This is a genomic window from Tolypothrix sp. PCC 7601, from assembly GCF_025677855.1.
GTDB classification, from domain to species: Bacteria; Cyanobacteriota; Cyanobacteriia; order Cyanobacteriales; family Nostocaceae; genus Aulosira; species Aulosira diplosiphon.
Genome location: NZ_CP064879.1, coordinates 6,972,716 through 6,992,498, shown reverse-complemented (window position 1 = coordinate 6,992,498; position 19,783 = coordinate 6,972,716). Strand labels below are relative to the sequence as shown.

The 19,783-nt window shown below is 46.7% G+C and carries 21 protein-coding genes and 1 pseudogene; 11 read left to right on the top strand and 11 right to left on the bottom strand.

Going from position 1 to position 19,783, the window contains the following annotated elements:
• Window positions 1-43: 43 nt before the first annotated feature.
• From HG267_RS28330 to HG267_RS28310, 5 genes are all read left to right on the top strand, one after another.
• Window positions 44-448: a ribonuclease HI family protein gene (locus HG267_RS28330; RefSeq protein ID WP_045868723.1), complete on the top strand. Its 405-nt coding sequence runs from the start codon at window positions 44-46 to the stop codon at window positions 446-448.
• Entirely contained in the window at window positions 430-1,092 is a 663-nt protein-coding gene (locus HG267_RS28325) for a hypothetical protein (protein ID WP_155539047.1), read from the top strand. The genes HG267_RS28330 and HG267_RS28325 overlap by 19 nt, the downstream gene beginning before the upstream one ends.
• Window positions 1,089-1,508: a hypothetical protein gene (locus HG267_RS28320; protein WP_045868721.1), complete on the top strand. Its 420-nt coding sequence runs from the start codon at window positions 1,089-1,091 to the stop codon at window positions 1,506-1,508. The genes HG267_RS28325 and HG267_RS28320 overlap by 4 nt, the downstream gene beginning before the upstream one ends.
• Before the next feature lie 124 nt (window positions 1,509-1,632).
• Window positions 1,633-2,172, top strand: a complete 540-nt coding sequence (locus tag HG267_RS28315; protein ID WP_045868720.1) for a GIY-YIG nuclease family protein — start codon at window positions 1,633-1,635, stop codon at window positions 2,170-2,172.
• A 28-nt stretch (window positions 2,173-2,200) separates the two neighbouring features.
• The gene (locus tag HG267_RS28310; RefSeq protein ID WP_045868719.1) at window positions 2,201-2,383 is read left to right on the top strand and encodes a hypothetical protein; all 183 of its coding nucleotides are present in this window, start codon (window positions 2,201-2,203) and stop codon (window positions 2,381-2,383) included.
• Window positions 2,384-4,693: 2,310 nt separating this feature from the next.
• Here HG267_RS28310 and HG267_RS28305 read toward each other — a convergent pair.
• Entirely contained in the window at window positions 4,694-5,059 is a 366-nt protein-coding gene (locus HG267_RS28305) for a hypothetical protein (RefSeq protein ID WP_045868718.1), read from the bottom strand.
• 843 nt (window positions 5,060-5,902) lie between these two features.
• Here HG267_RS28305 and HG267_RS28300 point away from each other — a divergent pair.
• Window positions 5,903-6,460 carry a hypothetical protein gene (locus tag HG267_RS28300; protein WP_045868717.1) on the top strand — a complete coding sequence of 186 codons (558 nt, stop codon included), beginning with the start codon at window positions 5,903-5,905 and terminating at the stop codon, window positions 6,458-6,460.
• A 274-nt stretch (window positions 6,461-6,734) separates the two neighbouring features.
• On the opposite strand, the gene HG267_RS28295 is transcribed toward HG267_RS28300, so the two are convergent.
• The 7 genes from HG267_RS28295 to HG267_RS28265 form a co-directional block, all read right to left on the bottom strand.
• Window positions 6,735-6,926: a hypothetical protein gene (locus HG267_RS28295; RefSeq protein WP_045868716.1), complete on the bottom strand. Its 192-nt coding sequence runs from the start codon at window positions 6,924-6,926 to the stop codon at window positions 6,735-6,737.
• 357 nt (window positions 6,927-7,283) lie between these two features.
• On the bottom strand, window positions 7,284-7,490 hold the full coding sequence (locus HG267_RS28290; protein ID WP_045868715.1) for a hypothetical protein: 207 nt from the start codon (window positions 7,488-7,490) through the stop codon (window positions 7,284-7,286).
• Between the two features lie 37 nt (window positions 7,491-7,527).
• Window positions 7,528-8,886 carry a hypothetical protein gene (locus tag HG267_RS28285; RefSeq protein ID WP_045868714.1) on the bottom strand — a complete coding sequence of 453 codons (1,359 nt, stop codon included), beginning with the start codon at window positions 8,884-8,886 and terminating at the stop codon, window positions 7,528-7,530.
• Between the two features lie 42 nt (window positions 8,887-8,928).
• Window positions 8,929-9,588 (bottom strand): hypothetical protein, encoded by a 660-nt coding sequence (locus HG267_RS28280; protein WP_155539045.1) that lies wholly within the window; start codon window positions 9,586-9,588, stop codon window positions 8,929-8,931.
• A gap of 8 nt (window positions 9,589-9,596) precedes the next feature.
• Window positions 9,597-10,079, bottom strand: coding sequence for a hypothetical protein (locus HG267_RS28275; RefSeq protein WP_045868712.1), 483 nt, complete (start codon window positions 10,077-10,079; stop codon window positions 9,597-9,599).
• 4 nt (window positions 10,080-10,083) lie between these two features.
• A complete protein-coding gene (locus HG267_RS28270; RefSeq protein WP_045868711.1) occupies window positions 10,084-10,662 on the bottom strand; it encodes a hypothetical protein in 579 nt (192 codons plus the stop codon).
• The gene (locus HG267_RS28265; RefSeq protein ID WP_155539043.1) at window positions 10,634-10,873 is read right to left on the bottom strand and encodes a hypothetical protein; all 240 of its coding nucleotides are present in this window, start codon (window positions 10,871-10,873) and stop codon (window positions 10,634-10,636) included. Before HG267_RS28265 ends, HG267_RS28270 begins: the two co-directional genes overlap by 29 nt.
• Window positions 10,874-11,650: 777 nt before the next feature.
• Between HG267_RS28265 and HG267_RS28260 the strand changes: the two genes are divergently transcribed.
• The 3 genes from HG267_RS28260 (at window position 11,651) to HG267_RS28250 (ending at window position 15,397) form a co-directional block, all read left to right on the top strand.
• Complete coding sequence (locus tag HG267_RS28260) at window positions 11,651-11,860, top strand: ribbon-helix-helix domain-containing protein (RefSeq protein ID WP_045868710.1); 210 nt, start codon at window positions 11,651-11,653, stop codon at window positions 11,858-11,860.
• 80 nt (window positions 11,861-11,940) lie between these two features.
• On the top strand, window positions 11,941-12,126 hold the full coding sequence (locus HG267_RS28255) for a hypothetical protein (protein WP_045868709.1): 186 nt from the start codon (window positions 11,941-11,943) through the stop codon (window positions 12,124-12,126).
• A 784-nt stretch (window positions 12,127-12,910) separates the two neighbouring features.
• Window positions 12,911-15,397 (top strand): DUF3854 domain-containing protein, encoded by a 2,487-nt coding sequence (locus HG267_RS28250; protein ID WP_228045182.1) that lies wholly within the window; start codon window positions 12,911-12,913, stop codon window positions 15,395-15,397.
• Between the two features lie 139 nt (window positions 15,398-15,536).
• Here HG267_RS28250 and xisF read toward each other — a convergent pair whose 3' ends face one another.
• Window positions 15,537-16,880 carry a fdxN element excision recombinase XisF gene (gene xisF, locus HG267_RS28245; protein ID WP_045868707.1) on the bottom strand — a complete coding sequence of 448 codons (1,344 nt, stop codon included), beginning with the start codon at window positions 16,878-16,880 and terminating at the stop codon, window positions 15,537-15,539.
• Window positions 16,881-16,937: 57 nt separating this feature from the next.
• Between xisF and HG267_RS42005 the strand changes: the two are divergent.
• Together HG267_RS42005 and HG267_RS28240 are read left to right on the top strand one after the other, a co-directional pair.
• A pseudogene (locus HG267_RS42005) lies at window positions 16,938-17,072 on the top strand (nitrogenase); the annotation flags it as partial.
• A 98-nt stretch (window positions 17,073-17,170) separates the two neighbouring features.
• Window positions 17,171-18,577 (top strand): site-specific integrase, encoded by a 1,407-nt coding sequence (locus HG267_RS28240; RefSeq protein WP_045868706.1) that lies wholly within the window; start codon window positions 17,171-17,173, stop codon window positions 18,575-18,577.
• A gap of 468 nt (window positions 18,578-19,045) precedes the next feature.
• Here the strand turns inward: HG267_RS28240 and HG267_RS28235 are convergent, their stop codons facing one another.
• Together HG267_RS28235 and HG267_RS28230 are read right to left on the bottom strand one after the other, a co-directional pair.
• Window positions 19,046-19,321: a hypothetical protein gene (locus tag HG267_RS28235; protein WP_045868705.1), complete on the bottom strand. Its 276-nt coding sequence runs from the start codon at window positions 19,319-19,321 to the stop codon at window positions 19,046-19,048.
• 152 nt (window positions 19,322-19,473) lie between these two features.
• Window positions 19,474-19,725 (bottom strand): hypothetical protein, encoded by a 252-nt coding sequence (locus HG267_RS28230; RefSeq protein ID WP_045868704.1) that lies wholly within the window; start codon window positions 19,723-19,725, stop codon window positions 19,474-19,476.
• Window positions 19,726-19,783 lie beyond the last annotated feature (58 nt).

Sequence of the window (19,783 nt, the reverse complement as noted above, 5' to 3'; positions counted from 1 at the left end):
TCAGTTACCGTAACGTTATAGTGACTGAGAATTAAAGACCGCAATGGATCAAGAAACCGCGATTATTCACTTTGATGGCGGCGCTGTACCCAACCCTGGCAAAGCTGCCGCCGCCGCGATTATTCAATGGCAAGGACAAACCCATACATTTTCCGAGTTTTTAGGCGATCGCATTACTAACAGTGTCGCGGAATACAACGGGCTACTTCTTGGACTGAAGGAAGCAAAAAAGCTGGGCATAGAGCAGATCAAAATATGTGGGGATTCGCGCCTGGTGATCAATCAAGTCCTTGGCGCTTGGAAAGTGACCGTGGAGCATTTGAAGCCCTTGCATTTTGAGGCGACAGTGCTTTTGGCAGAATTTACCAAGAGTCAGCTTTTCTGGGTTCCACGCTCAGAGAACACCGCCGCCGATGCCGCCGCGACAAAGTGCATCAAAGCCAACTAGCTGGGCATCTTCACGGCGATCGCTCGTACCCTCAAAACTCCCCGATAATGGAGGAGGAAGCTTCCAATCCAACAAACATGACCAAAACCAAAGAGCAAACGCTGACCGAGGAGATTGCGCGCCTCTGCCAGCAAATAGCTGCAACCCAATCCCAAATCCAACAACTCGAAAAAATCCCCGTACTTACCGCCACTGACACAGAAAGCGCCCTAAAACAGGTTGCAGCCGAACGGCTAGCCCTACAGCGCCGAGAGGATTTACAAAGGGTATTAACGGCGCTACAGGGGCAACTGAAGGAACGCACGGCGGAGTTAGAGACATTACAACATGGCAGCGCCTTGGCAGAAGCCAGGGGAAGAATAGCGGCGGCTAGAACGCGCATGGAGGCGATCGCCGCCGAGATGGAGAGTATCAGGCTAAGGCAGCAGGAATTGATCAAGGATGCCGCAGAATTAAGCGCTAGTGTGGATGCGGATTTTGCCATTGTCCAGCCTCCCAGGTATCTATTAGGCAACCAATGGATTGATCGCCCGCCCTTACGGATGCTAGTGGTGGCGGATTCAAGATATGCCCCAACCACGCCCGTGATTGTTGAGATAAATGGTAAGCCTGGTCAATTCGCATTCGGAGGTAGAGCAGTATGAGGTCAACCCTGGAACTAGAACAGTTGATCAAGCAAAACAGAACCGCGATTGACCAAGAATCCAGCGCTCTGACTGCGCTCCAAACGCAGAAGCAGGCATTACAAGAGAAATTGGAATGGTGGCGCACGGAGTCAGGGTATAACGCTGGCGATCGCTATTTTGCGACACGCTACGCATCCAGAGTCGGGGGTGATGGTTTACCCGCCACGCGACCACCTGAGATGGATGCGATCGCCTCTCAGATTGCCGAGGTGGATGGGAAGATTGCGGAGGCTAATAGAAGACTCTCTGGACTGGGCTTTGATTTACAGGACTTTGAGGCGGAATTAAATCAAAAAATGACTTGGGATGGGGATAGCTTGGGTAGTCGTGTGCTTCAAAAAAACGGGTATAACGCCGCCAGCTTCCAAAAGTGAGATAGTTGCATTGCAGAATTCCTCAGCCCATGCGCTACTCGTGTGTGGGCTTTATTTTTCGTTACAACTCCTTGCATAGAGGCTGTGAGCGCCTGCAAAATAAGCCTATTTAGGAATATCTGCAATGCTTAAGTCCTGCTGCTTTAAAAGCGAGAGGGGAATTATTGAACTATTGCCCAATGCGCCAGCGCTGTACCTCATTAGCGACAAAGGAAATCTTCAATATATAGGGCTGACCAAAGAGCTTAGTAGGCGGATCTACGAACACAATTGGCGTGGTTCCGTTCCCATCAGGAAAACCTCGCTTGTGCATTGGTTGGAGGGATGCCACGATCACAACCTAGAAAAATTCTTGATCTACTCCATTCGCCCAGGTTATAACCTCGGCAGGCACAATGATCGCAACAGAGAGGTTTGCCTGTGGGAGATTTTAGATGGCATCCCAACGCAATATGAAGGCTATTATTTAGACCGCATAGATTTCGCCTGGAGCCTTCTAGACAGCGAGGATGATCAGTTGATGTGCAAAGCCGCCAATGGCATCGCTTACTACTACGATGCCCTCTGCTTGTACTTCCCCGAATATCGCTACATTCGCGCCAAATGGGAGAACGCCCGCCAACAGATTCTCAAGCTCTATAGCGGGCGTGTAGCCGCCGCATAATGGAAGAAACACAAGCTGGTTAACCATCATGAATGATGAACTACATATAGGCAGGGAAGGCGCGGCGGAAATCCAACGCGAAATCGCCAAGCAGCAGAAGGAAATTGATGCCCAGGCGCAAAGCATCAACCCAACCACCCATGTGAAACCTATCAATTGGGGTCGGCGCTCAATGATTAGGGGCGCAAGCGGGCACGGGGGTATGATTTAAAGTAGTACTTCTTTTACTAGCCGATGAGCCAGCGCCAGGTGTGTTGGCTCATTTTTGTTGTGAGTATTTGTACCTTTTTCTTACTTTTAAGAAACAAAGTAAGAAAAAAGTAAGAAACGCGCATTTCTTACTTTGTAAAACCTATATAGGGTGCGGATTTCAAGAGCCAATGCTACGCAACATTCTTGCGCGGTCGTACCTCTGTAGTAAAGATTTTCAGTACAACTCTATTAACTTATTTATCCTACGCTTGACAGGTTTTAGTAGCCTATTCTACTCTGTTGTCTAACTTGTAAAAAGTTGGCATATCGAAGCGAGGTCAAAAACCTGGCGTATACGCCAAAATCGTCAGAACCTAGACAAATCAATAGTTACAGCTTTTTAGCTATTAGGGATATTAGGAATTAGTTTCAATAACGGAGCCTGAAAAAGACCTAAATTTTCGACCCGTCAAATTCCTCCCTGAAACACTTGCTCTGTCATGGTTTCAATATGGCAGGGTTTCCGCTAACACTTCCCCCGCAAGGGGATTGAAACATTTCATTTCTGCCATGTCCAACACTCACCCACACGGTTTCCGCTAACACTTCCCCCGCAAGGGGATTGAAACATTCCATAAGAGATTTTCTTTTGATTGGCTCTAGGTTTCCGCTAACACTTCCCCCGTAAGGGGATTGAAACATTGCAAGATGATCGCCTATTACCATTTGATCGCCTGGTTTCCGCTAACACTTCCCCCGCAAGGGGATTGAAACTTTAACTTTGGCGATCGCTTGGTTACGCACATACCCAGTTTCCGCTAACACTTCCCCCGCAAGGGGATTGAAACTTTTGCTTAATCTCCAGCCTGTTACCCATCCACTTTAGTTGCTGCTAACACTTACCCCGCAAGGGGATTGAAACGCCAGTGTGGTTGTCTCGCCTAAAATGTGAGATGCGTTGCTGCTAACACTTTCCCCGAAAGGGGATTGAAACTTCTTGACTTCTACACCTGCTGTATACATCTCGCAAGGCACTGTTGCCACTAACGCTTACCCCGCAAGGGGATTGAAACTAACCATATTCCCCAGGCTCATTCTTGGGGTCGATAGTTTCCGCTAACACTTGCCCCGAAAGGGGATGGAAACAGTACAATCATTTGTACAGCATTAGCTGCATTATCACCTTTCCAAACACCTTGCCCCGAAAGGGGATGGAAACTTAGCAGCATTTTTGGCAACCTGAGCAACGTATGCAGGTTTCCGCTCATACTTACCCCATAAGGGGATTAATAGGCGATCGCCGCCAAGGGCATCGCACCGTAAACGGAAAACCCGATTGAGTTAAAGCCAGGGCGCTAGTATTGACCCTGGCAGTTTTCGATTATGGACAAGCGAGATCAGTCGCCGTAACGTTACAGTGACTCAAATCTCGCCTGCCACAAACGAAAAACTTTAATGCAACTGGGGGATGGGCATTGGGTGTTGGGTGATGAGCTTGGTAATAAAATTAACTCTTTCCCATGCTTCGATACTGATTATGGGAATCCCCATAATGCTCTGCGATGGAGCAAGCGCCCCAGTTGCTCACACTTCCATCACGGTTAGCTCGCCCTGGCAAATCCTCGTGCCTGCCCTTTGTGGCGCTGCACAAGGGGTGCGGCGTACTTGTAGCCCTTATCTATCAGGCGCGCATCCCTCGCCCGCTTAAAGGCGAATGTCGCCGCCTTTGCCATCAAATCTACCGCTATGGCGATCGCAACCAGGGCGCAAACACCAATGATTGCTGGGCTGGCGGGCGCGGCTTCATTGTCTACAGCTGCGGGCGCTTCCTCAATACTGGGTAAGTTGCAGTAAAAGCCCTCTGGGGCGGCGTTCTCGGTGTTTGCGTTCGCCTGGGGAAACTAACTGATATGTGGAATGAATATCAAAGCCAACCATCCCCACAACAAGAAACAACGCCCCAGTCGCCCCTGGCTTCGTTTTTAACGCGCTGTGGAGACAAGTTGAGGAATCATCCTCTCACACAATTACACGCCCGAACAGCTAGGTTTAATCGCGGATATTTGGGATGCGGCTGACGGCAGGGAAGAACTAACAATACTCATGCTTAAGGGCGAGGGGTTAATCAATGCGATTTGACACCAAATGTCAAATCGACCTGGGGTATTGCCGAAATGGGTGATACCCCTCGCCCCACGCCCCTCGTTACCGTAAAGTTACGCTAACCACCCCTGGACAACCGCGCTTACGTCCGCGCCCGTGTTCAGCCGCCAATCGCCAGTGTTAACGTAGTTGAGCGCGTAGGTGTCCAGCGTTGCGGTTGAAACCGTTATGATGCCAGCCATTCATCAATATCGAGGTCTGACACCTCATGGCGACTTTTCAACGCATCCCACGCCAAATCCAAGCTTACAGTGTACTCTTCCTCTACTGCTTGCTTGCCTCTCAGCGCCTCTATTTCAGCCTTTAGCGCCTCTATTTCTAGCTGTGCGTCCATCAGGTCAATTTGGCATTCTACGCAGTTTGAGGGCTGTTTGTTGCCCGCGTTGTCTATCAGGTAATCCAGCGCCTTCTGCCTGCTGCCAAGCCGAGAGGCGATCGCATCAAGCTTGGTCAACCTGTCCTTCGATACCCGCACCTTGGCACATTTCTCCTCAAATCTTGCGTTGCATTCCTTTTTAGCTTCTGTATTCATAATCACTTTAAATATCCTGTTGCTGCTTACTATATTGTACCGCCCCCGGTACAAAACAACACCTCCTGCAAGCTGAAACGCCCATGCAATAACACTTCTGTTTGCATGGGCGTTTCATGAGTCATAAGTATATGAAACAACTAAATAGTATCAGTAGCCTCGTGATCGTAACTTTACGGCAACGAGGGGCGATGGGCTTTGCCCGCGCTTGGGCGATAGGGAAGCGCTGCCGCTTTCAGCAGATCGCATCAACCAACAAGAGCAAACAATATCGCTAAACATTATCCTTTGTTCATGGGAAAACTTGCATCAAATTCAAAATTAGGAGGGCAATTTCACACAGTCTTTACATCTAGATACTCTAGATTCTCTAGAGTATCGCTATAATTTGTTGGTGGTTTAATTCGATACCTGAATTCAGTCTATTAATCTAGTATTTTTACTTATTGAGTTGAGTAGCGCTATCTTAACTTGTCACAATGACTAGCAGTTCATTTGCACATTTCAAAATCAAAGGAGGTCTTAAACTTGTCTGATTTAATTCATTTGCCCAGACACTTATTAGACAAAGTAATTAATTGTAGAAGACGATCACGAGAGATTGGGCTTCTAAACGCCCTATAGGATTCACTGCTAAAGAAATTTTTGAAACAGTTTTGATGATTTTTTTTATTTGCAGTAAACAAATAAAGAACGATTGTTCTATTCAATTAGAAGCATAAACGTGCAAAAAGGGCAATATTATGGTTCCACTGACAACCAATACTTAAGCGCCTATCTTGCCCCTGGTAACAGCTTCGCTATATCCACCACTTTTTTGTAGAAAATGAGGTTGATTTCAACATGAGCGGTCTTTTTGAAGAAATAGCAAAGGGAATGGCAAAGCAACTACTCCCTACAGCCCTTATAAACTTGGAACGTTTTGTAGTAGAGAGGAACAAAAACAGAGAACGAGAGATACGAGAACGAGAGATACGAGAAAGTCGCAGTATAGTACAAGAAACAGCTAGAAAAGAGGCAATAGAGGCAATAAAAAAACAGGGACGTGGAACAGGATACTATAGCGCAATTATTGAGATAACTGATAATGGTAAAATTACTCATAACCAAACATTCTTTTTACCAACTACATATTTCGCACAAGAGATGGTTTACTATAAGGTTGAAATTTATTTAAGTAAATATAATAGATGGATTTGGGACTTTTATTATGACACCACAAAATCTTCAACTCTTATAAATGATTATATGAAATTGGCATCATATAGCAGTTTGGTTATCAGTCATTTTGAGGAAACACAAGACAAAAGTTCATCAGTAAAAAGCTTTCTAAAACGCTCCCGGTTAAATTCGCTTGAGCCATCAGAGTTATTAACACACATACAACACAAATTGCCATAAATATTTTTTTCAAGTTCAAATTCTTAACTCATTACGGTATTGAGCATTGAGCAAGGGCGACTGGGAAGCGATCGCCCTTGCTCAATGCTTGCAGGATGCTTGCGCCAACTGTTTCTCTCTACTTCTTAAAGGCAACATTTGCCGGACTAGTCACCGTAACGTTACGGTGACTAGACAACCGCGCTGCGGCTGCGATGGTGTAAGCAGAGGTGTCCAGTACATAAGCCAAAACCCCGCCTAGAGACACATCTAGGTGGGGTTTGTTGTTAGAGCGTTAAACGTTATTCAAGATGTCCCAAACTGCGTCCTTCTTTTCGCCTTCGCTCAGGCTTGGGTCATTGACCACTTCAACTAACTTGTTGCCCGCCTCAACCTCAGCAGGTGTGTAATGTACTGGCGGGCTGAATTGGATGCTCAGATTGTCTTTATCGTCCCGATCGCTTGTGAATACTTGTTGCTGTGGCATAATTTCCTATGTTGTGTATACGTTTTGCGGCGTAGATGCATCCTGGGCGCGTCGCACTCTTGTCCAATCACTGCGACGCTTGCCCTTAAAACAAACTCATTTGAACAGCCTTCTCGCTCACGGTCGATACCTGCGATGCCCTATAGCCTGGGACTAGGTAACATTTGCGGAGGGTGTTTTTATTGAGAATTAGTTCAGCCTTCCGCCTTTGCCCTGACAGTGGGACAAACTTAAACCTGGGGTGATCAATGCGGGCGTAGGGGTCGGAGTATAGGTACTTGTACAAAAACCCATCTATTTGATAGACCGCCCCACCCTGTAGCCGTGTGGCTTCATAAATTGGCTCTAACTGTTGCATCATTCCCCCTCCAACAAGTAATTAGTTGCACTTTCCAGGGCGGCGATCGCGTCACCCAGAGTCACATCAGCGCCCGCGTTGCAGAGATGTCTGAATACTTGCGGATATTGGGCTTTGAAGTTTTGCAGCCGTTCTAAAATATCGTCCAATTCGTGCAATACTTCGCCGCAAGTTTGATCAATTTCCGTTGCTCGATTGATACCCATAATTGAATTCCTCGTTACCGTAACGTTACAGTGACGATCAAAGTGAAAACTTAGAGATGATTGCTTCATTCCGTCGTGCGATCGCTTCTTGTTTGATGCGGGCAATCACGGCGTTGAGTTGATTGTTGGGGATTTCTGGGTAAGCCGTTTTCAATGCCTCAATAATGTCGGTGGTTTGCGCCTCTTCTAGAGTTTGAAACACCTTCTCCACTTCGCTTTGTTGTACAGGCGCGTCCTGAATGACAGTTGGCGCTTGTGGCTCACTGATAAGAGTTTGACTGGCAGGTTTTACCCGTTGGTGCTTATCGCGGTTGTAGGCACTGTAATTGGGCAGTTCTGGCATAATTGCCCAGCGCCCGGAGGTTGGCGAGTAAAAGCAGCGTTCAACCGGAGAGGCTTGGCAAAGCGCCTCTAGTTCCTGGTGGTCAATCTTGCCGATGATTTTGGTGCGGCTCCATTGGCTAGCAGCCGTTGTGACCGACTGTTGCTTGACGACCGCAAAGACATTAAGTTGACTGCGGCTATTGTTGCTCATGCCTAAATCTGCGAGGTTGGGGAATTGAGCCAGCACCCAGCATGATTTCCCAAACCCGCCGCCTGTGGTCAACTGCTTGCTGACTACTTCTTTAAGGTAGTTATCCTTGCTTCTAGTGAATGCCTCGCCAATCAGGGTGGTTTCAGTGATGATAAGTAGCCATCGTTCGCCCTCTTTCCCTGCGACTGCCCTCCATTCCTCAAACACCTGTTTAAACCATGCGATCGCGCTCTCGTCTGTAGTTTCACCACACTGATGACTGCGGAAAATATCAGCCACGCCTTGATAGTATGGCGCTTCTGTTTGCAGCCCTTTGGGGTCGATAATGAATAGCTTAATTTCGCTTTGTTCCTGTCTAATCTCGCGGATGGCATTACTAACCAAGAAGTCTTTACCATCGCCGCCTATGCCCAAAATTAAGCAGTTTCGTGAGGCATACATAGCCAGTTGCTCTACTGGGTTGATGGCGATCGCCTGACTAGCCTTCACTAACTTTGCAGCATCGTTGGTTAGCTCATACTTCCCGTTTTGAAGTTGGGAAAGTTCAAGGGTGAACTGTTCTTCCCCAACCAGTGTCTTGTATTCCTCCAAGGACTCACCTTCTAGCTTTCCAGCGATGGGCATTTCACCAGAAAGCATCTTTAAGCGATCGCGCCCTCGTTGGAATTGGCTGGCAAGCGTCCCTCCGGAAATAGCGAGGGTTAAGAAACCACCCAGGAATGGGTTAAACATACTGCCGACTACGAAGCCCGCAATAACGCCACCTAATACGAGTGCCTCACCGCCTTCTTCTTGTGAATTTTCGAGCGCCGCCAGAATCAGTTCTTCGCGCTTAGTTAGTTCGTTATTTTCGTTAGTCATATTAGTTAAATGCCGCGCCTCATGGACGCGGCGTAATAGTGGTTAATCTTGCTGGGTGCGAGATGCTTTTTCAACATCTTGGAGCGCCCAGATGAGCTTAAGTAGAAATTCAACCCCGTAAACTGTGATGGCGAAAAGCAGAAGGTTTTGCCAATCAATCCTGTTCCACTGTCCAGTTAAAAACACCCCAAAGAAGTCGCCCACACTCGTTAAATCCTTGATAAATGGGTAGGCTATAAAGCAGATGAAGGCATCAAAAACATAGCTTAGGCTCTTAATAGCTTCTAGATGCGCGAGCGCCCAGATAAGCCCTTGACCCAGGCTTTTTTTGATTCGCTTAACTGTTCCTTTGTCTCCATCCTTGGGTGCGTATTTTTGACCACCAGACGAGGCTAGAAGCCCTTTTAAAATCCTGGGGCTGCGGTGGATGAGATTGGGAGCCAGTTCTAAGAACTGAACCAGGGCGTATGCGAATGCTCCGATGATATATGCGCTGACCAACCCCAGGGCTGCTGCCAGCCCTCCAAACCCTGGCAGCATTCTCAGAAACCCAAAGCCCGAATTGGGGTCGCCTGCCGAGGGTGCAAGAAACGAAGCTGCTAATTTTTGATAGGGCACGATATTGACATGAAGCGCCCCAATCAGGATGCCGCCCACAATGCAGAGCATCGTCCAGATTACCCAGCGGGCTGGTTTGAACATAGGTATTCTCATTGCTGCCCTCCCGCAACTGGCTGGGCGTAAAGACCGCCTCTATAACGCTTCATGCGGATTTGTACTGCGTTGCGATCGCCCGTAAAAGCGAAGGCGGTCGCTTTGCCTTGCTCATTAAGGATGGCTGTATTTCCGTAGGCATCACAGATTGTCGTGCCACGAACCAGAGGTGTGCCAGTATTGCGGTCAGTAACGATGGTATTGGGATTGATTGCTGGAAAGGTAATTTTTTGCTTACCTCCTCCGGCTACAATTAATTCACAAGCTTTGTAACGACTGTTTGCAATGACGGTCTGTTGCTTGCGGGAGGCTTCGGCGCGTTCTAATTCAGCACTAGTCACCATCTCTTGCTGATTAGCTGCCCGAAGCCTATTTAATGCGTCTAGGCTGTTTCCCATATTGCCGCCGCTCCCAATCAGCGAGGCGACTGTACCAAGGGCGCTCACTCCATAAATAATTGTTTTAGGTGTTAATTCCATGTGCTTAATCCTCTAAGAATGCTTTCCAGGGTTGTGAGTCGTTCGCTTCAGGTAAAAAGGCTCGCCAGGGCTGTGAGCCATTAACCTCGCTCTTTGCAGCCGCAATCATCTCTGAGATGTCCTGGCTTTGAACTTCAGGGATGCGGGCGTTGATGATGTTCTGGCTCTTGCTGGCGATCGCTTTATTGCGGATGATGCGGGCGATGGTTTGGTTGATTACCCCATCTGCGAGGTTTAAATCTGCGTTTTGCAGTGTTCTGATGAATGCGTCATCGCGGAGATGAATCAGCGCCTCAGCCTCGGACACGCCCTGACTAATGAAGGCTTCTACCAGTTGGTTAAATTTAGATTCTGGTAAGCCCTTATAGTCAATCTCTGCCTTGATTCCAGGGCTATTTGCTAGCTTGTCTCCAGCGTCGGGCAGGGCGGGAAGGTTGGGCTTGCAGGCAAGCTTGGCATCTAGCGCGGCGATTTGGTCGCTGGTTAGTTCGCCCTTGGGAACCTCACCAAATAACTCTTTGCAGGTTTCAATAACTGTTCTGTTGGGGATTCCCTTAGTGGTTCCGTATTGCTTCGTGTCCATTTGCAAAACTCTCCTGATACTTTAAATAACTTTCCTTTGTCACCCAGGCTTGGTTTGCTGCGGGCTTGATATATGCTTTCAGCGCATCCATCGTTAGCCCGCGCTTACGGCGGTAGGATATCAGCGCTTGAATTACCCAAGACTGGTATTCAGTCAATCCACTGCCGTTAGTAATTGGCTCGCCATCAAAGCTGGGGTAAATCTCGCTCAAAATCGAGAATGTACTCCGCCAGGTCTTTGTATTTGTAGATGGTCGTTCGTGATATCCCTATTTCTTCACTCAAAGCAGAAATAGAAATGTCACTTTTAATTGGCTCTAGGTCTAGAAGAATCATGTTTTTTACTGCGGGTTAACTCCTGTTAACTTGACATCCATTAACTTTCGCGGAACTAACACCTAACGCTCTCTTAACTCTGATAATCAGGCGTTGAACTCTACTTGCGAGTTACTTAACTTCACTTTGCAGCCAGTTAACAAGTATCGATGAATACAGTTAATGGCGTAAAAGTACTTTGTTAACTATCTGTCCTCACCTGTTTGTGAGTGTTAGCTATGCGTGCATTGCCAATTAGCAAGAAGCCTGAAAAATCAATAAAATAAGCTAGTTGTTTTTATTTATTTTTCACGTTTTACTAACTTCTGATTTACAACCAGTTGCCTCGCTAAACATTCGCTAATACTCACTTAACACTCAGCTGGCAGTGTTTTTATACACTAAGATTTTTCCGTAGTATTCAGTTTTCAAGGTGCAGTACCACTGAGAAAGCTTTGCAATAACTACTTAACTCGGTTAACAACCGCAGTTGCTTTGCTTGCCTTTCAGTTGGCGTTCGCTTAACACCCCTACAATATAACGAACGATGTAGAAAGCCGTCAACTATCTTCTATATATTTCTTGGAGAAAAATAGCTACAACTGTAGAAACCTTTCTATATATAGGCTAAAGTCAGAATAAATCTGTACAAGGCTCTATATAAGGCAATACTCATGGGCAAAGCTACCAACCCAAAGCCTCGGATGGCTTACGCTATTGATACCGAAAATAAAAACTTTCTTGACCAATGGGCTGAAGAAGAAGGGCGCTCCACGGCTAATTTAGTAGAACGCTTGCTCTTGGACGCGATCGCTAGAAAAAAGCAGGACAGTACCCTGAGAGTGGCATCGACTGGGAGCAATACGAGCGATCGCAAAACTTAAATGAAAATATACCTGATTTGTCATCACCAAATGGGAATGACTGTTATGATACTGGTAATGACGAAATAGGAGAATTAAGAATGCTGATCGAGAAACTACCACATATTAAGCGGACTGATTCGGGCGCGAAAATTGTTCAAACTTTTCTAAGCCCAGAAGAAAAAGAGCAGTTTGAATCCGTTTGTGAGGAATTGGGGTTAAAAATGACCCATGTTTTGAGATGTTTGGCGGTGCAGTTTGCCAATGGATGCAAAGTCAATGATTAACCCCAAGGACATCAACCTATTTATGGAATATTTTTATGACCAATGCCGCCTTGGAAAGTTTAGAAGCGATTTTGCTGCAACTGATCAGACGCGGCTGATGCATCGGTTAATGTTGAGCTATTGCACGCCAGTTACCGTAAAGTTACGGTAACTGGGATTCGACCCCGTAAAACGCATACATTTGGACAATTTTGCGATTCCATGTATTATTTTCCTGTGTTCTTTAAGATGAATTCCTATGTTTCCGGCAATCCTCTCGATTCAATTTCGAGTGCAGGATGCGCCCTCCAGGTCTAGGGTGAAAATGCAAAAAGCGCCCTCTGACTGGTAATCTAAGGCGCTTCTTGCATTCATTAAATTCAACGGCACTCCACTACTCGACAAAGTAGTGAACCGCTTTTGCTATAGAAATACTATCACTGGCGATCGCGGTTCAACAAGTGGGGTTGTCCAAAAGTAAACACAACTTTTAGGTACAACGAAAATGACGACCGCAATAATTGGGCGGGTTGTAACCGCCAATAGACTTACAGATAAGCATTATGAAGAATGCGTAACCAAGCGCGGGCTAAATCCCGAATGGATAGCTGCTAACTGCCGTTCGATGGACGTTAAGGAGGCAGGCGAGAGGTTGGGATATACAGCCAAATCAGCAGGGATTTGGCTAGAAGGTTACAACGGTTTTGGGCAGTTTCGCCCCAACAAGCCCTGGAAGGACGAGGACGACAAAGAGGGGAAGAAAGCGCCCAAGTACCGGACAGCGACCAAGGAAGATTATGACGCAATGCTGCCTCATAACCCCCATAACTCGCGCTACTGGGCTGATTTAGAGGCACTTAAGCAATTGTGTTGGTCAATCAATGGGTATCCTTGTTTGGGCATTACTGAAGGGCTATTTAAGGCGATCGCTGCCTGTTCTAACGATATTCCTTGTGTGGCGCTGGCTGGGGTAGAACAAGGACTGACATCAGCCAAGAAAGATGTGCAGGGCAAACGCTATCTAGTAGAAGCATTGGAAATGTTAGCCCGTGCTGGTTTTGGTTTCATTATTCTGTTTGATGCGGACGCACGAACCAATAAGGGCGTGGTGCAAGCCCAGCGTAAATTAGCTAACCAATTGGCTAAGTTTAATGTACCTGTGTACATCGGAACAGGTCTGTGGAGCGTTGACCAAGGGAAGGGGATGGACGAATATATCCAAAACAATGGCGCTGACCAGTTCAAGCGCGAGGTGATGGGCAAGGTGGTGGACTTTGCCAGTTGGGAGAAGCAATTTAAGGAGGAGAATGACCAGGAAGGCGATCGCATAACCCAGGCAGTTTTTATTCGGCAGTTTGCGGAAAACTACCGCGCTAGGCTGTCTTGGAATGTTCCCGCGAAGGCTTGGTACTGGTACGAAGCCAAAAACAAGGCTGGGGTTTGGGGTGAAATCCCAGGCGAAGAAGCGATGGACATTGTAATGACTGAGTTAGAAGCGCTAGGAGTTGACTTCTCCTCCAACTTCGTGGCGGGCGTTATAACCATGCTTAAAGCCAAGTTACGAGTGAACGACTGGGAGGTAGCATCTGGGCTTGTCTGTTTGGAAGATTGCGTGATTGATATTCGCACCCTAGAGGTCAAAGAACACCAGCCCGGATATCGTTTCCTCTCTCGTCTACCGTTCAAATGGAGTGACCGCGAGGTTGGGTGTGAGCCTATTAAGCAATGGTTACTAGAAACCTGCGGCAATCACATGGACTGGGTAGAAGTCATCCGGGCTGGCATGAACGCCACCATTACCGAACGCGGCGGCGAATTACAGCGCTACATGGAATTAATCGGCGCTGGCGGCACGGGTAAAGGCACTATCCTGCGCTTGGTGCAAAGCCTATTGGGTAAAGACAATTACGCTGTAACAAACCTCAAAGAGCTAGAGCAAAATCGGTTTGAGTCGGCTAAATTCTACGGGAAGAAAGCCATCTTCATTACTGACTCAGAGCGCTATGCAGGCGATGTAAGCCGATTAAAAGCCATTACGGGCGACGATGAAATCCCTATTGAGAAGAAAGGCGTACAGCAAACGGGTAATTATAGATTCCCTGGTGTAGTTTGGGTAGCCGCTAACGAAGCAATCCAAAGTTCAGATTATACCAATGCACTCTCGCGCCGCCGCCTCTCAATGAGCTTTGAGCGCGTCATTCCTCCCCATCAACGTCGCGACCTTATGGAGGAGTTTAAGCCGTATTTGCCAGGGCTGCTGTTTTGGGTGCTGTCGATGGTCGCAGATGAGGTGGCGGATTATGTTCGGAACACTGCCAAGCGCGTGCCTTCACTGGGAAGCTTTAGCGCCGAAGTCCTACTAGAAACCAATCCCCTTGCGAATTGGGCTGACCAGCACCTGTACTACGACCCCAACACTGAAACAAAAATCGGGGATGCCACAGGCGAGGCTGGTTACTGCCTTTATGCCAACTACTCGCAATGGGCATCAGCTAATGGGCAGGGTACGATGACCACCCAGCGCTTTTCTACAAACCTGCTTAACCTGCTCAGAACTCAGCTAGGAATTGACGCTAACAAGCGTAAGACCAACAGAGGGCGCTTCATTACTATGATTGGGATTCGCCAGCCTGGTCACGATTTCCCCCCACTTATTTCTGGGGTTAGTGACGACCCAGTGAAGATGTTAGTGACGGCTGAAACCCTTGCTAGTTATGATACTCAGCAAAGTGACGACCTTTTTAATAGTTCTTATAGCAACCAATCAGCAACCAATACTACTTGCTTGCAATCTATAGAGGGAGTTGAAGATGGTAATAATGGTCATTTTGCCCCAACATCATCACCCGTAAGGGTTTCAGGTCGTCACCAAGATGGCACAGAGTCGTCACCGAATCATTCTCAGGTCGTCACCAACCAGCCTGAAACCGTTATGGTCGCTACAAACCAAAACGCCCAAACCCTTACTAGTGATGATACTCAGCCGATTAGCAAGCAAATTATAGCCAATTGGAACGACTCGCAGGCGCTAGGAAAAATCATCTTGGCGATCGCCGACACTGAACAACTGCGTCAGGAAGTCAGGTTTTACAGCCCAGAGCAACTGAAGCATATTAAGGATGCTGCTAATGAAGCCTGGAAGCCTGGATGCAACTCTCACGGTGAATACTGCGGCGATAAGGTCGAGTTAATGGAGTTTGGACAGCAGAGGGATTGGAGGGTACGCGCTCTTGGCGGTGGCAGTATCGTTTCGGCAGCGCGAGGCAATGTATCGCCCTGGCTTGGTGTTTGAATCGCTATCCCGATCTAGCTGATACAGAAAATTTTGGATTTTTGATTAACCTTGAAATATCGCTTCAGGAGAGAAAAATGTCTAGGGAAGATTTTTTAAAGCGGCTAAGGAAACTTGCGATTGAGTTTTACGACCAACATCACGCAAACTCAACGGACGAAACATTACCAGTGGAATCTACAAACACCACCTCAACAAATGACCTGAACGCCTCCCGTAAATCGCTATCATCCAGTGATTCCCAAAAAGTCGCTTGAGAATATGACCAGGCTAGCTTAAGCCTGTCTGCGTCGATTCTAGAGGCAGATCTTAAGCGTATTTCCTCAGCATCTATCTGGGCTTGGATATCTTGTACAGCTGCGACAATGGCAGGATTGCTTGAGCCAAGTGCTACCAAGCCTGCCAACTGGTGTTTAAGGTCTATTAATGCTTCCGACTCTTCATTGCGATCGCTCACATTAGATTGCTCGGTAATTTCCTTTGACTTTTGGGTGATTCGTTCTATTACTTGCTGAGTTAATGTGGCGAGCCTCGCGTTGGTTTTGTTTGGGCAGAAATGAACGTTCTGGGCGTGCCTAGCGCATCTCATCCAGTGGGTTTCACCTGACTTGTAGCGAGATATCACTCTGTACATTCCGCCGCCACAGTGCGAGCATCTCAGCAGCCCTTTCAATGGGTAATCCTTCTCTTTCTTCCCTGACAGCCTCGGCTTGGTTTTGGTGTTTCGCTTAATCTGGTTGATTTCTGCCTCGGTTGCGATCGCCGTGTGGGTATTCCGGGTAATTTGGGGCGGGCGTGGATTTTTCGGGTTTCTGCGATATTCCATCTCGGTGAAGTATCGAGTATGACCAAGGATTGCAGGATTCTTCACCCAATGCCGCAATCCTGACAGCGAGAATTCAATGCCATGTTCCTCAAAGAGCAGCTTACTAATTGCCCCATAGCTGTATCCCTGCAATAGCAGATCGATAATTTTCCTAGCTATGGGAAAGTTGGTCGGATGCGGTTCCAGTTTACGATCGCTATTAAGCTGATAGCCAAAGCAGGCTTTTTGCAACTTACCTTGTGACCTAAAGTAATTCATTCCGTGGCGCGTGCGTTCGCTCAAAAGCCGAGACTCAAAGTCCGCTAATGCTGCCATCTGGGACGCGGAAAAGCGACCAAAGGATGAACTAACATCTATGGGTGCATCAAGAATCCGCAATATGATTCCACAATCATTAAACAATTGAATAGTTCTGATTACATCAATGTCAGAGCGTCCTAACCTGTCAATGCGAGTGATAATGACTTCCCTGACCTTCCCTTCCTTGATTAACTTCAAAAGCCTATTAAATTCTTTGCGCTTATCTGAACGCCCAGATTCCACGTCCACCAGCACCACTTCAGCGCCCGCCGTCTCCAGTCGATTTATTTGCTGCTTGAGCGCATCGTATTCTAAACTTTGTTCCACTGTGCTAACTCTGGCATACCCGTAAATCATAGCGATTGCGAAAAGTGTTAGTGTCTATGTCTTGTTAATCATACCGCGCCTTCAAGGTCTGGTGATGGCACCATCAACGAAATGATGCTGACACCAAACGTAAAAATTAACCTCATCCACTGCTATCGGTCGATGAACTACATCAGCCGTCACATGGAAGAGAAGTATGGTATTCCCTGTACAAAATATGATTTAATCTTACGTGATACCAGGATTTAGTCCACGTCTAACTTTGCTCAATTTAAACATTGTTCTAAATGGACTAAATTTTAAGACACATTTAAGACACAATGAAAAGCAAGGCACAGGACGTTTTTGAGGATTTCACTCCGCCAGCATCTACCGATGGCAGCTATCTAGGAACGCAAAAACAAATGAAGGCTACTCGGCAGCATCTGGAACGCAAATTTGAGAAAGGTTTGGCAGACACTAAGGCTCGGCTAAAAGCCGCCAAAGTGAAAGTGGGCTTAGTCGTGGCACGGGAAACTATTCAATTGCAAGCATCACTACCAATCAAGCCAGGCGATCGCGACACGAAAGGAACTGGTTTTAAGCAGTACAAGATTTCGCTAAATATCCCTGCAAGCTTGGACGGGTTGAAAACAGCAGAGGAAGAGGCGAACGAGCTAGGCAAGCTACTTGCCCGTAAACAGTTTGAATGGACTGACAAGTATTTGGGTAAAATCGCTAAGGTCAGCAACAAATCCCAAACCCTTGGTGATGTTTTAGAAGAGTTTGAAACCGAGTATTTCAAAACACGCAAATTAACAGAAAAAAGTAAACACACCTTTTCCTATTACAAAGACCATTTACGGCGATTTATTGGGCTAGATACTTTGTTGACTCAATCGGAGATTGATAAAAGAATTGCAGAATTGACCGGAGATTCTGCCAAATACAGCGCAGTGAAATCGTTGAAGGTTTTAAAATCAACTCTTAACTTAACTGGTTTTACTCTCGAACACCTTAAAGCTACACAACCAAAAAGTCAGTCTAGAGACATTCCCAGTGATGAAGATATTATCAAATATTATGAGTCTTTTCATCACTACTCTTTGACTAGGAGCCTGACAATTAGAAAGAGTTACTTAGACAGTTGGAAGATGTGGGAATGGGTATATGGAATGCTTGCTACTTATGGACTCCGCCCACGAGAACTGTTTGTGAATCCTGAAATTGATTGGTGGTTGAGTCCTGAAAATAAAGATAATACATGGAAGGTTCACCCAGATACTAAGACTGGTTACAGAGAAGCTTTACCGCTACATCCTGAATGGGTTTACTTGTTTGATTTAAAAAATCCAGAGTACTTGGAACTGTTAAAAGCTCAAACTGATGACAGAACCAGTTTTACAGATATCAATATTATTCGTGTTAATTGTTCATCATGGTTTAGGCGCGTAAAGATTCCGTTTACGCCCTATGACTTGCGCCATGCTTGGGCAATTCGAGCACATATTATGGGCATTCCAATTAAAGCTGCTGCTGATAATTTGGGGCATTCTGTAGAGATTCACACTGAGATTTATCAGAAGTGGTTCAGTTTGGAGAACCGGAAGAAAGTAATTAAGCAAGCAGTGGATAAAAAAGATGATATGGATGCCTTGAAAGAAGAGAATGCATGGCTAAGGGCTGAGGTGGAACGTCTCAGGAAAGCTCTGGCACGGCATCAAGTCAGTGAGGTGCTGTCGAATTAACTCACTACTGCATTTTTCGTTGCATTCTATTAGCAAGGCGCATCTATATTTTTTAGCATTCTGTTAGAAAATATCCCAAAATATAGGGATATTTCTGTTAAATGAACCCCTCAAAAATTTGTCTACAGTCGCCAAAAACCGCTTCTGACGGTGGTTTCAGCCGTCCACAGCCGATTGTTTTCCTGGTTTTGCTGTGGACGCTTAATTGTTGCATTGCAACCGATCTGTAACCTACCATGCAACCGACAATGGTTAAGGTATCGGGCCACTATAACTGTCCATGCAACCGCTTATTGTTCGGGTGTGGACGCTCAATTGTTTGGGTGTGGACAGATTATAACCACACTTAGAACCGAGCATAGTCCCTGCATACTGGCAGTATAACCCGGCTATGCTCGTACTATAACCCGGCTATGCTCGTACTATAACCCGGCTATGCTCGTACTATAACCGGGTTATGCTGGCACTTTACTGGCGTTTAAGTTCCTTGATGAAAGCCTCAATAGCTTTACCTGCCGTTGATTGCCTGCCAGTTTTTAGCTTGTCGAGTGTGCGATCGCGAATTGCTTCATGATCTGGTTGTACAGATGCATCTGCTGTCTGTAGCTGTTGCCTAAGTCGCTGGTTCTCCTTATCCAGTTGCTGAATGTATTCTTCTTTCCTTTCAAGGTTCTCCAGCAAAGCATCGTTCTCTCGCTCTGCGTCAACCAATTTTTTCTGTAGTTCTGCCGATACCTGCTTCATACACTCCTCTAGGCTGTGTCTCTCCTGGTGGCAGGACTGAAGTCTAGATTCTAGGCTCATAACTTGTCCCTCTAGATGGCTGACGGCTTCGCTATCAGCTACAGTTGAGTCTTCATTGCTTTCTTGCCCGGTAGTGGTTGTCTCCTTCTCTGCTACCGGGCTTTTGATTTTCCCCGCAGTTCCTCCAGTTGGGCTTCAAAGTGCGATCGCAGTTCAGCTAAAGCGTTTTCTACAGTTTCTAATCGTGTGTCTACGCTCGTAGACGACGTAGACAGAGGCAAAAAGCTTCTTACCAATCTTGCGGCTGTTTGATTAAGCGAACCTTCATCTTCTGGAGACTGTATCGCTTGCAATGCTTCTACTTCTTCATCGTTAAATCGAAATGAAATTACTTTGCTACCCATCCTGTGAACCTGCGTATACGCCTGTATACACAGGTTAGCTCGTTAAGCAGTGTTTGTC

Coding starts and splice junctions, on each gene's coding strand:
- HG267_RS28270 (WP_045868711.1), bottom strand. CDS start 10,662: ATGGACACGAAGCAATACGGAACCACTAAGGGAATCCCCAACAGAACA.
- HG267_RS28250 (WP_228045182.1), top strand. CDS start 12,911: ATGCTGCCTCATAACCCCCATAACTCGCGCTACTGGGCTGATTTAGAG.
- HG267_RS28230 (WP_045868704.1), bottom strand. CDS start 19,725: ATGGGTAGCAAAGTAATTTCATTTCGATTTAACGATGAAGAAGTAGAA.
- HG267_RS28310 (WP_045868719.1), top strand. CDS start 2,201: ATGAATGATGAACTACATATAGGCAGGGAAGGCGCGGCGGAAATCCAA.
- HG267_RS28235 (WP_045868705.1), bottom strand. CDS start 19,321: ATGAAGCAGGTATCGGCAGAACTACAGAAAAAATTGGTTGACGCAGAG.
- HG267_RS28295 (WP_045868716.1), bottom strand. CDS start 6,926: ATGCCACAGCAACAAGTATTCACAAGCGATCGGGACGATAAAGACAAT.
- HG267_RS28300 (WP_045868717.1), top strand. CDS start 5,903: ATGAGCGGTCTTTTTGAAGAAATAGCAAAGGGAATGGCAAAGCAACTA.
- HG267_RS28275 (WP_045868712.1), bottom strand. CDS start 10,079: ATGGAATTAACACCTAAAACAATTATTTATGGAGTGAGCGCCCTTGGT.
- HG267_RS28315 (WP_045868720.1), top strand. CDS start 1,633: ATGCTTAAGTCCTGCTGCTTTAAAAGCGAGAGGGGAATTATTGAACTA.
- HG267_RS28320 (WP_045868721.1), top strand. CDS start 1,089: ATGAGGTCAACCCTGGAACTAGAACAGTTGATCAAGCAAAACAGAACC.
- HG267_RS28290 (WP_045868715.1), bottom strand. CDS start 7,490: ATGGGTATCAATCGAGCAACGGAAATTGATCAAACTTGCGGCGAAGTA.
- HG267_RS28305 (WP_045868718.1), bottom strand. CDS start 5,059: ATGAATACAGAAGCTAAAAAGGAATGCAACGCAAGATTTGAGGAGAAA.
- HG267_RS28285 (WP_045868714.1), bottom strand. CDS start 8,886: ATGACTAACGAAAATAACGAACTAACTAAGCGCGAAGAACTGATTCTG.
- xisF (WP_045868707.1), bottom strand. CDS start 16,880: ATGATTTACGGGTATGCCAGAGTTAGCACAGTGGAACAAAGTTTAGAA.
- HG267_RS28280 (WP_155539045.1), bottom strand. CDS start 9,588: ATGTTCAAACCAGCCCGCTGGGTAATCTGGACGATGCTCTGCATTGTG.
- HG267_RS28260 (WP_045868710.1), top strand. CDS start 11,651: ATGGGCAAAGCTACCAACCCAAAGCCTCGGATGGCTTACGCTATTGAT.
- HG267_RS28330 (WP_045868723.1), top strand. CDS start 44: ATGGATCAAGAAACCGCGATTATTCACTTTGATGGCGGCGCTGTACCC.
- HG267_RS28240 (WP_045868706.1), top strand. CDS start 17,171: ATGAAAAGCAAGGCACAGGACGTTTTTGAGGATTTCACTCCGCCAGCA.
- HG267_RS28255 (WP_045868709.1), top strand. CDS start 11,941: ATGCTGATCGAGAAACTACCACATATTAAGCGGACTGATTCGGGCGCG.